Here is a 12,493-nt window from a genome sequence, read left to right as displayed (position 1 = left end):
CGCGTCACAAAAAGGGCCCGCACTTTGTCCTATGCTTATCGGCAGCGCCTGCTGCAATGCGTCGTCCGTTCCCGGCCGTTTTTTCCGTTGCCCTCAATGGAGTCATTGCCATGCTGAAGAAGCTGTTATTGCTGTGCGTTGCTTGCTTCCTGACGATGTCCGCGGCGTTCGCGGCCTCCGTCGACGTCAACACGGCCGATCAGACCACGCTCGAAAGCCTGAAGGGCCTGGGTCCCGTCAAGTCGAAGGCGATCATCGACGAGCGCACCAAGAACGGTCCGTTCAAGGACGCCGACGACCTCGCCAACCGCGTCAAGGGTCTCGGCACGAAATCGGTGACGAAGCTCGAAGCGGAAGGTTTGACGATCGGCGGATCGTCGGCGCCGCCGACCGGCGCGGGCGCCAAGAGCACGAGCGCCACAGCTACTTCGGCGCCGGCCGCCAAAGCCGCGTCGAAGAGTGCTGCGCCGTCGGCGACGGCCGCGGCATCCAGCGCCGCCGCGAGCGCGCCGATGGCCGCATCGGGCGGCAAAGCCTCGAAGAAGAAGGGCAAGGCGGCTTCGGCCGCGTCGGCCGGCTGATCGCCCACTGCCGATAGTCGCTCGATCCCGCCGCGCCGCCCCGCGCGGCGCCTTCCACCCACCGGCATCCAACGCCACGCGCGATGCCGCTCCCCAAGAGAGTCCGTCATGAGCTTGCTCGACACCGTCTCCTCCCTGCTCGGCAACAATGCGTCGCCGGAAGGCAGCCAGAACCTGATCCAGGCCGCCCTGGAATTCGTCAACAACCAGCCCGGCGGCTTGAGCGGCCTGGTCCAGAAGTTCCACGAAAACGGCGCCGGCGAGATCGTCAGCTCGTGGATCAGCAACGGCGCGAACCAGGCCATTTCGCCGGAAACGCTGCAGAACGTGCTCGGCTCCGACGCGCTCTCCGGCATCGCGCAGAAGGCCGGGGTGTCGCCCGACCAAGTGTCGGGACTGCTCGCGCAAGTGCTGCCGCACGTCGTCAACAGCGCGACGCCGGATGGCCAAGTCCCGGAGGGCGGCCAGCTCGATGTGTCGAGCGTGCTGGGCTCGCTCGGCGGCGCCGGCGGTCTGGCTTCGCTTGCGGGCAGCCTGTTCGGCAAGAAGGACGCCTGATAGCGCCGCACTTCAGCAACGCGGCGGGCGCCCGATCGGACGCGTTCGCTGCGTGAATGGCAAACACCCCGCTCGCGCGGGGTGTTTGCTTTAAGGTCGGACGCTGACGCCAGCGGCGTTCCGCTTAGTGCACGACGCGCTCGAACACGAGCTTGCCGTCTTCCGCTTCGACCGGAATCACGTCCTTCGGACCGAACTTGCCGGAGAGGATCAGCTTCGCGACCGGATTCTCGATCTCCTGCTGGATCGCGCGCTTCAGCGGCCGCGCGCCGAACAGCGGATCGTAGCCGACCTTGGCGATCTGCTCGAGCGCCTCATCCGACACGACAAGCTGCATGTCGAGCTTCGCAAGACGGTCATGCAGTCGCTGCAACTGGATCTTCGCGATCGATTCGATGTTCGAGCGATCGAGCGAATGGAACACGACGACATCGTCGATCCGGTTCAGGAACTCGGGCCGGAACTGCTGCTTCACCTCGACCCAGACCGCTTCCTTCACCGCTTCCTGCGGCTCGCCGACCATCGCCTGGATCACTTGCGAGCCCAGGTTCGACGTCATCACGATCACCGTGTTCTTGAAGTCCACGGTGCGGCCCTGGCCATCGGTCATGCGGCCGTCGTCGAGCACTTGCAGGAGCACGTTGAACACATCCGGGTGCGCCTTCTCGACCTCGTCGAGCAGAATCACGCTGTACGGCTTGCGACGCACGGCCTCGGTCAGATAGCCGCCTTCCTCATAGCCGACGTAGCCCGGCGGCGCACCGATCAGACGCGCGACGCTGTGCTTCTCCATGAACTCGCTCATGTCGATGCGGATCAGGTGGTCCTCCGAATCGAACAGGAACGACGCCAGCGCCTTGCACAGCTCCGTCTTGCCGACGCCCGTCGGCCCGAGGAACAGGAACGAGCCATACGGGCGGTTCGGATCGGACAGCCCCGCGCGCGAACGGCGGATCGCATCGGCCACCGCGTTGATCGCCTCGTCCTGGCCGATCACGCGCTCATGCAGCTTCTCTTCGATCTGCAGCAGCTTTTCGCGCTCGCCCTGCATCATCCGCGACACCGGGATGCCTGTCGAACGCGACACGACCTCCGCGATCTCCTCGGCGCCGACCTGCGTGCGCAACAGACGCGGACGCGTCGGGTTGTTCTGCTCCTTCGCCTCGGCCTGCGTCACCTGCTTCAGGCGCGCCTCGAGCTCCGGCAGCTTGCCGTACTGCAGCTCCGCGACCTTCTCGAGCTTGCCCTCGCGCTGCAGCCGCGTGATTTCCGCGCGAATCTTGTCGATCTCTTCCTTCAACTGCGCGCTGCCCTGCACCGCCGCTTTCTCGGCGGTCCAGATTTCTTCGAGATCCGAATATTCGCGGTTCAGGCGATCGATCTCTTCCTCGATCAGCTGCAGGCGCTTCTGCGATGCTTCGTCCTTCTCCTTCTTGACGGCTTCGCGCTCGATCTTCAACTGGATCAGGCGGCGATCGAGCTTGTCCATCTCTTCCGGCTTCGAATCGATCTCCATCTTGATCTTCGACGCGGCTTCGTCGATCAGGTCGATGGCCTTGTCCGGCAGGAAGCGGTCTGTGATGTAGCGATGCGACAGCTCGGCCGCGGCGACGATCGCCGGGTCGGTGATCTCGACGCCGTGGTGCAGCTCGTACTTCTCCTGCAGGCCGCGCAGGATCGCGATCGTCGCCTCGACCGACGGCTCGTCGACGAGCACCTTCTGGAACCGGCGCTCGAGCGCCGCGTCCTTCTCGATGTACTTGCGGTACTCGTCGAGCGTGGTCGCGCCGATGCAATGCAGCTCGCCGCGCGAGAGCGCCGGCTTCAGCATGTTGCCCGCGTCCATCGCGCCTTCGGCCTTGCCAGCGCCGACCATCGTATGGATTTCGTCGATGAAGACGATGGTCTGGCCTTCGTCCTTGGCGATGTCGTGCAGCACGGCCTTCAGACGCTCCTCGAACTCGCCGCGATACTTCGCGCCGGCGAGCAGCCCCGCCATGTCGAGCGACAGCACGCGCTTGCTCTTGAGCGAATCCGGCACCTCGCCGTTGACGATCCGCTGCGCGAGCCCTTCGACGATCGCCGTCTTGCCGACGCCCGGCTCGCCGATCAGCACCGGGTTGTTCTTGGTGCGGCGCTGCAGGATCTGGATCGAGCGGCGGATCTCGTCGTCGCGGCCGATCACGGGATCGAGCTTGCCCGCGCGGGCGCGCTCGGTCAGATCGATGGTGTATTTCTTGAGCGCCTCGCGTTGGCTCTCGGCATCCTGGCTGTGCACCTGCGCGCCGCCGCGCACGGCGGCGATCGCCGCTTCCAGCGCCTTGCGAGTGAGACCGTACTGGCGCGCGAGCTTGCCCACGTCGCCTTTGTCGTCGGCCACCGCGAGCAGGAACATTTCGCTCGCGATATAGGTGTCGTTAAGCTGCTGCGCTTCCTTGTCGGCCTGGTTCAGCAAGCCGTTGAGCTCGCGGCTCAGCTGCACGTTGCCGTCGGTGCCCTGCACTTGCGGCAGGCGCGAGATCGCCTCGTTCAGCGCCGTTTGCAGCGCCTGGACGTGAACGCCGGAGCGCGAGAGCAGCGAGCGCGCGGAGCCGTCCTCTTGCGCGACGAGCGCGGCGAGCACGTGCACCGGTTCCATGTACTGATTGTTGCGGCCGACGGCCAGGCTCTGAGCGTCGGCCAGTGCCTCTTGGAATTTGGTGGTGAGTTTGTCGATTCTCATCAAGAGATCTCCAATTTTCGAATATCACCAAAATGAGGCGTTCGCCGCGTGTTTCAAGCGCTTTTTTGTCGTTTTTTCACACGGACAGGCAGCTTTTATTTAGAAGCGACACAGGCGGGAGTGAAGCCCGCTCAGCCGGACGGCGCTGCGTCGTCGACGGCGATCGGCACCACGGTCCGGATGGCGAGCAGCGCTGAGAGCGGAGCCGCCGGCTGCGCCAGCTCGGCGAGCGTGTGGCGGTCCAGCTCTGCGAGAAACGCGCCGCGCGCCTCCTGAAAAACATGCTTGAGCCGGCAGTGCGGCTCGATGACGCAGGTGCGCGACGCGACGCCCTCATCCGCGAGGCAGCCGACGAGCGCGAAATCGCTCTCGGTGGCACGCACCACTTCGCCGACACTCAATTGCAGCGACGTCTCAAACAACCGCAGACCGCCGTTGCGGCCGCGGATCGTTTCGATCCAGCCCAATTCGCCGAGCCGCTGCACGACTTTCATCAAATGATTTTTCGAAATGCCGTACGCATCCGAAATATCCTGAATGGTCGCCAGGCCGTCTTCGCGCACCGCGAGGTAGAGCATTACGCGCAACGCGTAATCGGTATAGTCGGTTAGTCTCATGAGTGCAATGGTGACTAGGCCCCCGACGTCCGCGTGCGCCCGGGTGCGCCAATGAAATCGGGCAAAAGACCGCAACGGCCTCGGGGTTGCCGACGGTCTGACTTCGCCATAACATGCATTTTATATACACGTTATCCGGAGATCCGAACGCCATTGTGCTTCAAATTTCGCCCAATCGAGCGATTAGTGTCGCAATTTAACGTTTCGAAAGCGCGAAATTCGTTTCAACGATTGTCAACACCGCTTTCACCCTTTTTACTGCGCGCGGCCGCTCACCGGATTCGCGCGATTCGCCAGATGAATTCGACGTCCATTCCGCAGCCTTCCGACCTTCCTTCGCCCGCCCGCTATGCCGAGCCCACCGAGGCCAATATCCGCGAGCTCGTGTACGCGTTCTACGGCCGCGTGCGCGCCGATGCGCTGCTGGGCCCGGTGTTCGACGCGGTCCTCGCGGGCCGCTGGGACGATCATCTGCCCAAGATGTGTATTTTCTGGGGCAGTCTCGTGCTCGGCGCGAAGCAATACCGCGGCAACGTGCAACAGGCGCATGCCCCGCTCGAAGGCGTTGAGCCGCGCCATTTCAGCCGCTGGCTGCATCTGTTTCTGGATACCGTCGAAAACCGCTATGAGCCAGCGGCGGCCGTGCGCTTCATGGAGCCCGCGCTGCGGATCGCGCAAAGCCTGCAGTTGAGCCGCTTCGGCTGGGATTACGTGGTGCCGCCGGAGCAGCAGGCGCTGCTCGACCTGATCGCGCCCAAGCGCGGCGGCAGGGACGACGCGCACGACGCGCGTCCGCGCGGCGAGCCGTTTCCCGCGAAAATCATCGGCCGTTCGGCCAACGACAGCGAGTCGTAGACTCGCCCTTCCGCCGCGATTAACTGCTGCCGCGGCTGGCGCGCCAGCGCTCTACTCGTCGTATTCGGCGCGGTCCGCGTTGCTCGGCGAAGCGCCGGCGCCCGAATTGCCCGGCTCGATACCCCAGCGCGCGAGCGCAGCATCGTCGGTCGAGCGGGCGTCGACCCAGCGCTCACCCGCATCGGTCTTTTCCTTCTTCCAGAACGGCGCCTGGGTCTTCAGGTAGTCCATCACGAACTCGCACGAGGCAAACGCATCGCCCCGATGCGCGGCCGTCGTGGCAACGAGCACGATCTGGTCGAGCGGATAGAGCTTGCCGACCCGGTGGACGATCAGGACATCCGACCCCGGCCAGCGGCGGCGCGACTCGGCGGCGATCGCTTCGAGCGCCTTTTCGGTCATGCCCGGATAGTGCTCGAGCTCCATCGCCTCGACACGCTCGCCTTCGTTCAAGTCGCGCACGGTGCCGACGAAGCAGGCGATCGCGCCGACTTTCGGATTGTCGGCGCGCAGGCCCGCCACTTCGGCGGTCAGGTCGAAATCGGCGGTTTGGACTCGGACTGTCATCGTCGGCCTCTGGTTGTTGCGCGTCAGCCGCCCGTGACGGGCGGAAAGAAAGCGACCTCGCAGCCTTCCGTGATACGGGTGCCGGCGTCGGTCATCTCGTGATTGCAGGCCATGCGCAGCGCACGGCCTTCCGCGAGCGCGTCGGCCCAGGCGCCGCCGCGCGTGCGCAGCCAGGCGCGCACGTCGCCGACGGTCGCGACGCCTTCAGGCGCCTCGGCCGACTCCTCGGCCACGCCCAGCGCCTCGCGCACGCTGGCGAAATATCTCAGTTGAATCTTCATCTCGTTCGTCAGCCCAGCAACTCGGAAAAGGGAATGAATCGCACGGTTTCGCCCGCGCTGATCGCGTGATTGGGCGGGTTGTCGATCAAGCCGTCGCCCCAGACCGTCGAGGTCAGCACCGCCGAGCTCTGATTCGGGAACAGGTCGAGGCCGCCCGCCGGGTTCACGCGCGCGCGCAGGAACTCGTTGCGGCGATCCCCCTTCGTCTGCGAAAAATCGGCGCGCAACGACAAGGCGCGCGGCGCGACGTGCTTGACACCCGCGACGCGCAGCAGGAACGGCCGCACGAACAGCAGGAACGTCACGAAGCTCGACACCGGGTTGCCGGGCAGGCCGATGAAGAACGCTTCGCCTACCCCGTCCCCGCGGCGAACCGCGCCGAAGGCAAGCGGCTTGCCCGGCTTCATCGCAATCTGCCACATCGCGAGCCGCCCTTCGGCCTCGACCGCCGGCTTCACGTGGTCTTCCTCGCCGACCGAGACGCCGCCCGAGGTCAGGATCAAATCGTGCTCACGAGCGGCTTCGCGCAGCGTCGCGCGCGTCGCCTCGCGATCGTCGGGGACGATGCCGTAGTCGGTCACCTCGCAGCCGAGCCTCTCGAGCAGGCCGCGCAGCGTGAAGCGGCTCGAGTTGTAGATCGCGCCGGGCTTGAGCGGTTCGCCCGGCATCGTCAGTTCGTCGCCAGTAAAGAACACGGCCACTTTCACGCGCCGCGTGACTGTCAATTGCGCGCAGCCGATCGACGCGGCAAGGCCCAGCGCCTGCGGCGCGAGACGCGTGCCGGCCGGCAGGATCACGGCGCCGCGCCGGATGTCGGCGCCTTGCGCGGTGATCCATTCGCCCGCTTTCGGCGTGTGCAGGATTTCGACTTCGTCGCCCGCAGCCTGGGTCTGCTCCTGCATCACCACGGCGTCGGCGCCCGGCGGCAGCGTCGCGCCCGTGAAAATGCGCGCCGCCGTGCCTGCTGCGAGCGGCTGGGGCGCATGGCCTGCCGGAATGCGCTGCGAGACGGGCAGACGCCGGTCGCCGTGCGACAGGTCCGCCGTGCGCACCGCGTAGCCGTCCATCGCACTCGTGTGCATTGGCGGGACGTCGAGCGGCGACACGACATCCACGGCGAGCACGCGATTCAAGGCATCGAGCGTGGAGACCGTTTCCGTTTCGGCGAGGGGACGGGCTGCGGCGAGGAGCGTGGCGAGCGCCTCGGCGGTCGACAGCATCGGCGCGCGCGGCGCCGGAGAGGAAGGCGTGGACATCGATCTGACGGGCAAGTCTTAAAAGAGCATTGTAGCGGCCTGCCAGACGGGCCGCGCAAGGCGCAGCTTATAGAGAAGCTGCGCCTGCGCCCGTTTTGATCGCTTCGACATGGGGATCGCCCGGGAGATCAACCCGGGGGATCAACCCGACGTTCAGCCGCGCACGTTCGCAGCGATGAACGCCTTGACCTGCCCGGCATCGCCCGGCAGGACCTCGAACCGCTGCGGCAGCGCTTCGAGCCCGGCGAACGCGGCGGGCCGCTCGGGCTCGCGCGCGAGCGCTTCGCGAATCGTTTCGCCGAACTTGAGCGGCTGCGCCGTTTCGAGCACGACCATCGGGACCCCGGCTTGCAGGTGCTCGCGCGCGACCTTGAGACCGTCGGCGGTATGCGTGTCGATCATCGTGTGATAACGCTGATAGACGTCGCGAATCACACCGACGCGGTCCGCGTGCGTGCTGCTGCCCGACACGAAGCCGAACTCGCGCACGCGCGCGAAATCGCCGCTCGCGGCCAGATCGAAGCCGCCCTTCTCCTCGACGTCGCGGAACAGCTGCAGCACGCGCGCCGGATCGCGCCCGAGCAGGTCGAACACGAAGCGCTCGAAGTTCGACGCCTTCGAGATGTCCATGCTCGGGCTGCTCGTGTGATAGGTCTCGGCCGAGCCGCGCACGCGGTAGACGCCGCTCTTGAAGAACTCGTCGAGCACGTCGTTCTCGTTGGTTGCAACAACGAGCTTTTCGATCGGCAGCCCCATCATGCGCGCGATGTGGCCCGCGCAGACGTTGCCGAAATTGCCCGACGGCACGGTGAACGACACACGCTCGTCGTTCGACTTCGTGGCCGCAAAATAGCCCTTGAAGTAGTAGACGACCTGCGCGACGACGCGTGCCCAGTTGATCGAATTGACCGTGCCGATCTTGTAGTTCGCCTTGAACGCGTGATCGTTCGAGACGGCCTTGACGATGTCCTGGCAGTCGTCGAACACGCCTTCCACGGCGATGTTGAAGATGTTCGGATCTTGCAGGCTGTACATCTGCGCGGTCTGGAACGCGCTCATCTTCTTGTGCGGAGAGAGCATGAAGACGCGAACGCCCTGCTTGCCGCGCATCGCGTATTCGGCGGCGCTGCCCGTGTCGCCGGAGGTCGCGCCGAGGATGTTGAGCGTGCGGCCCGTCTTCGCCAGCGCGTACTCGAACAGGTTGCCGAGCAGCTGCATCGCCATGTCCTTGAACGCGAGCGTGGGGCCGTTCGACAGCTCGAGCAGCGACAGCGGCGCGCCCGACTCGACGCCGAGCGGCTTGAGCGGCGTGATCTGCGCGGCGCTTTCGCCGTCGCGCACGTTGCAATAGACGTCGGCCGTGTAGGTGCGGCGCGCGAGCGCGCGCAGGTCTTCCGCCGGGATGTCGTCGCTGAACTTCGACAGCACTTCGAACGCGAGGTCCGCGTACGACAGCGTGCGCCAGCGCGCGAGCTCGTCGGCCGAAACGCGCGGATAGTCGGCGGGCAGGTACAGGCCGCCATCCTTCGCGAGACCGCCCAGAAGGATGTCGGAGAACGTATGGCGCTCGCCGATGCCGGCGCCGCGCGTGGAGATGTAGTTCATGTCGCAGACCTAGTTCAGCGCTTCCATGCGCAGCTTCGTGACCTTCGAGACGACCGTCGAGAGCGCTTCGATCTGGACGATCGACGCGTTGACGTTCTTCTCGAGCGTTTCGTGCGTGATGATGATGACGTCGGTCTCGCCGCCGTCGTCGACCTGCTCCGATTCCTTCTGCAGGAGCGCATCGATCGAGATGCCCGAATCGGCGAGGATGCGCGTGATGTCGGCGAGCACGCCGGTCACGTCGGCCACGCGCAGACGCAGGTAGTAGCCGCTCGTCACCTCTTCGATCGGGAGAATCGGCGTGTTCGACAGGCTCTCGGGCTGGAACGCGAGGTGCGGCACGCGATGCTCGGGGTCCGCCGTGTGCAGGCGCGTGACGTCGACGAGATCGGCGACCACCGCCGAAGCCGTCGGCTCCGCGCCCGCGCCCTTGCCGTAGTACAGCGTCGCGCCGACCGCGTCGCCGTGCACGACGACCGCGTTCATCGCGCCTTCGACGTTCGCAAGCAGACGCTTGGCCGGAATCAGCGTGGGATGCACGCGCAGCTCGATGCCGCGCTCGGTGCGGCGCGTGATGCCGAGGAGCTTGATGCGGTAGCCGAGGTCTTCCGCGTACTTGATGTCGATCGCGGCGAGCTTGCTGATGCCTTCGATGTAGGCGCGCTCGAACTGCACCGGCACGCCGAACGCGATCGCGCTCATGATCGTGACCTTGTGCGCGGCGTCGACGCCCTCGATGTCGAAGGTCGGATCGGCTTCCGCGTAGCCGAGCTCCTGCGCGCCCTTCAGGGCCGTCGCGAAATCGAGCCCGCGCTCGCGCATCTCGGAGAGGATGTAGTTCGTCGTGCCGTTGATGATGCCGGCGATGTACTGGATGCGATTGGCCGTCAGCCCCTCGCGCAGCGCCTTGATGATCGGGATGCCGCCAGCCACGGCCGCCTCGAACGCGACCATCACGCCCTTGGCGCGCGCCGCCTCGAAGATCTCGGTGCCGTGCACCGCGAGGAGCGCCTTGTTGGCCGTCACCACGTGCTTGCCGTTGGCGATCGCGCGCAGCACCAGTTCGCGCGCGATCGTCGTGCCGCCGATCATCTCGGCGACGATGCCGATCGACGGATCGTCGACGACAGCGGCGAAGTCATCGGTAATGAGCGGAAACAGCGCGCTATCGCCGAGCGCCGCCTGCGCCTTGGCCGGATTGCGCACCGCGATGCGCGCGACCTCGATGCCGCGGCCCGCGCGTCGTTTGATTTCTTCCTGGTTGCGGCGCAGTACCGTGAAGGTGCCGCTGCCCACCGTGCCGAAGCCCAACAGGCCAACTTTGATCGGTTCCATGCAGCGTGTGTGTTCTATGTGAGTGAAGCGTTGATGATAAGGGACCGTTGCCGGGCGAAAGCCGGAAGCCGGCGCGTCAGGTGAAATGGCGCTTGCGATAGCCGTCCAGGAAGCGCGCGATGCGGTTGATCGAATCGGCGAGATCGTCCGCGTTCGGCAGGAACACGACGCGGAAATGATCCGGCTTCGGCCAGTTGAAGCCCGTGCCCTGCACGAGCAGCACGCGCTCCTCGAGCAGCAGGTCGAGGATGAACTGCTGGTCGTTCTCGATCGGATACATCTTCGGGTCGAGACGCGGGAACATATAGAGCGCCGCCTCGGGCTTCACGCAGGTGACGCCGGGGATCGACGTGAGCATGTCGTAGGCGATCTGGCGCTGCTTGTAGAGGCGGCCCGCCGGCACGATCAGGTCGTTGATGCTCTGGTAGCCGCCGAGCGCGGTCTGGATCGCGTACTGGCCCGGCACGTTCGGGCACAGGCGCATCGACGCGAGGATGCCGAGCCCTTCGAAATAGTCCTTCGCGCGGCGGCGGTTCTCGCCCGTCAGGCCCGAGAGGAACATCCAGCCCGCGCGATAGCCGCACGAGCGGTAGCTCTTCGAGAGGCTGTTGAAGGTGACCGTGAGCACATCTTCGGAAAGCGCCGCGATCGACGTGTGCTTCTTGCCGTCGTAGACGATCTTGTCGTAGACCTCGTCGGCGAAGATCACGAGGCCGTGCCGGCGCGCGATCTCGATCAGGTCCAGCAGCAGTTCGTCGGAATAAAGGGCGCCCGTGGGGTTGTTCGGGTTGATGATGACGAGCGCGCGCGTGTTCGGCGTGATCTTCGCGCGGATGTCGTCGAGATCGGGCATCCAGCCGTTCGACTCGTCGCACAGGTAGTGCACGGGCGTGCCGCCCGACAGGCTCACGGCGGCGGTCCAGAGCGGGTAGTCGGGCGCCGGCAGCAGCACCTCGTCGCCGTCGTTGAGCAGCCCCTGGGTCGCCATCACGATCAGCTCGGACGCGCCGTTGCCGATGTAAATATCGTCGAGCTCGACGCCCTGCACGCCCTTCTGCTGCGTCTCGTGCATGATCGCCTTGCGCGCCGCGAACACGCCCTTCGAGTCCGAATAGCCCGACGACATGGGCAGGTTGCGGATCATGTCCTGGATGATCTCGTCCGGAGCGTCGAAGCCGAACGGCGCGAGGTTGCCGATGTTCAGCTTGATGATGCGGTGGCCCTCTTCCTCGAGGCGCTTGGCGTGCTCGAGCACGGGCCCGCGGATGTCGTAGCAGACGTTGAGCAGCTTGTTCGATTTCAGAATCGGTTTCACGGCGGGCACTATTCCTGGGAAAGCCTGAAGACGGGGAAGCGCTGGGTGATGCTAGGCGGTGCTGCGCGGCACTGCGAGCGGCCGGTCCGCGCACGCTCACGGTGGACTTGTCTGATGCGAAGTCGGACTTGTCTGATGGGGTTGCGCGCCGCTTATGGCGTCGCGCAAGGCAATAGCCGCAGCCAGGCGGCTAAAAAGCTATAATTTAGCGGATTTTGGCCGACTTCCGCAATGCACCAACGGCGCGCGGCAAGTGCTTTCGGCCTGCTTTTGATCTTTCCCCGGCTCGACTTCGTCCCGTACGCGGTGCTTCGCCCCCCCGGCATCCTATTGCGTGGCCCGGCCGCGCGGGTCCGGGAGACCGGCTGTCCGGCACGCGGACCCGGCGGGCGCGAGACCCATCGGCACAACGGAAAACCAATTTGAAACTACATCAGGATTCGAGCGGCGCCCTCAACACCGTGACCGGTTATGGCGCCGGCTATGTCGAAGTCAATCTGCAGCGCTACGAAGGCAGCATCATCGTGCTGCCCGAAGCCCCCGTCATCCCCTGGCCCGTGTCGTCGTTCGATGCGCTCACGTCCGAGCACTTCGAATATCTGATCGCGCCGGCCCCGGAAGTCGTCGTGTTCGGCACCGGATCGCGCCTGCGCTTTCCGCATCCGCGCCTGACCGCCGCGCTCGCCGCCAGGCGCATCGGCGTCGAGAGCATGGATTTCATGGCGGCCTGCCGGACCTACAACATCCTGATGGCCGAAGGCCGCAAGGTGGCGGCCGCGCTCTTGATCGAGGCATAAGCCA

General features: G+C 65.5%; 12 protein-coding genes. 4 read left to right on the top strand and 8 right to left on the bottom strand.

Annotated features, from left to right (window positions below; translation table 11 throughout):
• The first annotated feature begins 110 nt into the window (after positions 1 to 110).
• Both FAZ69_RS08660 and FAZ69_RS08655 read left to right on the top strand, forming a co-directional pair.
• The gene (locus FAZ69_RS08660; RefSeq protein ID WP_136893537.1) at positions 111 to 581 is read left to right on the top strand and encodes a ComEA family DNA-binding protein; all 471 of its coding nucleotides are present in this window, start codon (positions 111 to 113) and stop codon (positions 579 to 581) included.
• A 108-nt stretch (positions 582 to 689) separates the two neighbouring features.
• Positions 690 to 1,139 (top strand): YidB family protein, encoded by a 450-nt coding sequence (locus tag FAZ69_RS08655; RefSeq protein ID WP_136893536.1) that lies wholly within the window; start codon positions 690 to 692, stop codon positions 1,137 to 1,139.
• Between the two features lie 124 nt (positions 1,140 to 1,263).
• Here the strand turns inward: FAZ69_RS08655 and clpB are convergent, their stop codons facing one another.
• Positions 1,264 to 3,861 carry an ATP-dependent chaperone ClpB gene (clpB, locus tag FAZ69_RS08650; RefSeq protein ID WP_136893535.1) on the bottom strand — a complete coding sequence of 866 codons (2,598 nt, stop codon included), beginning with the start codon at positions 3,859 to 3,861 and terminating at the stop codon, positions 1,264 to 1,266.
• Between the two features lie 131 nt (positions 3,862 to 3,992).
• Positions 3,993 to 4,478: an Rrf2 family transcriptional regulator gene (locus FAZ69_RS08645; RefSeq protein WP_136893677.1), complete on the bottom strand. Its 486-nt coding sequence runs from the start codon at positions 4,476 to 4,478 to the stop codon at positions 3,993 to 3,995.
• A 297-nt stretch (positions 4,479 to 4,775) separates the two neighbouring features.
• Here FAZ69_RS08645 and FAZ69_RS08640 point away from each other — a divergent pair, with 297 nt between their 5' ends.
• A complete protein-coding gene (locus tag FAZ69_RS08640; RefSeq protein WP_136893534.1) occupies positions 4,776 to 5,333 on the top strand; it encodes a group III truncated hemoglobin in 558 nt (185 codons plus the stop codon).
• Between the two features lie 51 nt (positions 5,334 to 5,384).
• On the opposite strand, the gene moaE is transcribed toward FAZ69_RS08640, so the two are convergent.
• The 6 genes from moaE to FAZ69_RS08610 form a co-directional block, all read right to left on the bottom strand.
• On the bottom strand, positions 5,385 to 5,900 hold the full coding sequence (moaE, locus tag FAZ69_RS08635; protein WP_136893533.1) for a molybdopterin synthase catalytic subunit MoaE: 516 nt from the start codon (positions 5,898 to 5,900) through the stop codon (positions 5,385 to 5,387).
• Between the two features lie 23 nt (positions 5,901 to 5,923).
• Positions 5,924 to 6,181, bottom strand: a complete 258-nt coding sequence (moaD, locus tag FAZ69_RS08630; protein ID WP_136893532.1) for a molybdopterin converting factor subunit 1 — start codon at positions 6,179 to 6,181, stop codon at positions 5,924 to 5,926.
• A gap of 8 nt (positions 6,182 to 6,189) precedes the next feature.
• A complete protein-coding gene (locus FAZ69_RS08625) occupies positions 6,190 to 7,437 on the bottom strand; it encodes a molybdopterin molybdotransferase MoeA (protein ID WP_136893531.1) in 1,248 nt (415 codons plus the stop codon).
• 153 nt (positions 7,438 to 7,590) lie between these two features.
• Positions 7,591 to 9,042 carry a threonine synthase gene (thrC, locus tag FAZ69_RS08620; RefSeq protein ID WP_136893530.1) on the bottom strand — a complete coding sequence of 484 codons (1,452 nt, stop codon included), beginning with the start codon at positions 9,040 to 9,042 and terminating at the stop codon, positions 7,591 to 7,593.
• A 9-nt stretch (positions 9,043 to 9,051) separates the two neighbouring features.
• Positions 9,052 to 10,377 (bottom strand): homoserine dehydrogenase, encoded by a 1,326-nt coding sequence (locus FAZ69_RS08615; RefSeq protein WP_136893529.1) that lies wholly within the window; start codon positions 10,375 to 10,377, stop codon positions 9,052 to 9,054.
• A gap of 76 nt (positions 10,378 to 10,453) precedes the next feature.
• On the bottom strand, positions 10,454 to 11,701 hold the full coding sequence (locus FAZ69_RS08610) for a pyridoxal phosphate-dependent aminotransferase (protein WP_136893528.1): 1,248 nt from the start codon (positions 11,699 to 11,701) through the stop codon (positions 10,454 to 10,456).
• 413 nt (positions 11,702 to 12,114) lie between these two features.
• On the opposite strand from FAZ69_RS08610, the gene FAZ69_RS08605 reads away from it, so the two are divergent.
• On the top strand, positions 12,115 to 12,489 hold the full coding sequence (locus FAZ69_RS08605) for an Mth938-like domain-containing protein (protein WP_136893527.1): 375 nt from the start codon (positions 12,115 to 12,117) through the stop codon (positions 12,487 to 12,489).
• Positions 12,490 to 12,493: the final 4 nt, after the last annotated feature.

The sequence above is a fragment of the Trinickia terrae genome, from assembly GCF_005144415.1.
Classification (GTDB): domain Bacteria; phylum Pseudomonadota; class Gammaproteobacteria; order Burkholderiales; family Burkholderiaceae; genus Trinickia_A; species Trinickia_A terrae.
This window is presented reverse-complemented; position numbering and strand designations above follow the sequence as displayed.

Coding starts and splice junctions, on each gene's coding strand:
- FAZ69_RS08615 (WP_136893529.1), bottom strand. CDS start 10,377: ATGGAACCGATCAAAGTTGGCCTGTTGGGCTTCGGCACGGTGGGCAGC.
- moaD (WP_136893532.1), bottom strand. CDS start 6,181: ATGAAGATTCAACTGAGATATTTCGCCAGCGTGCGCGAGGCGCTGGGC.
- moaE (WP_136893533.1), bottom strand. CDS start 5,900: ATGACAGTCCGAGTCCAAACCGCCGATTTCGACCTGACCGCCGAAGTG.
- FAZ69_RS08640 (WP_136893534.1), top strand. CDS start 4,776: ATGAATTCGACGTCCATTCCGCAGCCTTCCGACCTTCCTTCGCCCGCC.
- FAZ69_RS08645 (WP_136893677.1), bottom strand. CDS start 4,478: ATGAGACTAACCGACTATACCGATTACGCGTTGCGCGTAATGCTCTAC.
- thrC (WP_136893530.1), bottom strand. CDS start 9,042: ATGAACTACATCTCCACGCGCGGCGCCGGCATCGGCGAGCGCCATACG.
- clpB (WP_136893535.1), bottom strand. CDS start 3,861: ATGAGAATCGACAAACTCACCACCAAATTCCAAGAGGCACTGGCCGAC.
- FAZ69_RS08655 (WP_136893536.1), top strand. CDS start 690: ATGAGCTTGCTCGACACCGTCTCCTCCCTGCTCGGCAACAATGCGTCG.
- FAZ69_RS08625 (WP_136893531.1), bottom strand. CDS start 7,437: ATGTCCACGCCTTCCTCTCCGGCGCCGCGCGCGCCGATGCTGTCGACC.
- FAZ69_RS08660 (WP_136893537.1), top strand. CDS start 111: ATGCTGAAGAAGCTGTTATTGCTGTGCGTTGCTTGCTTCCTGACGATG.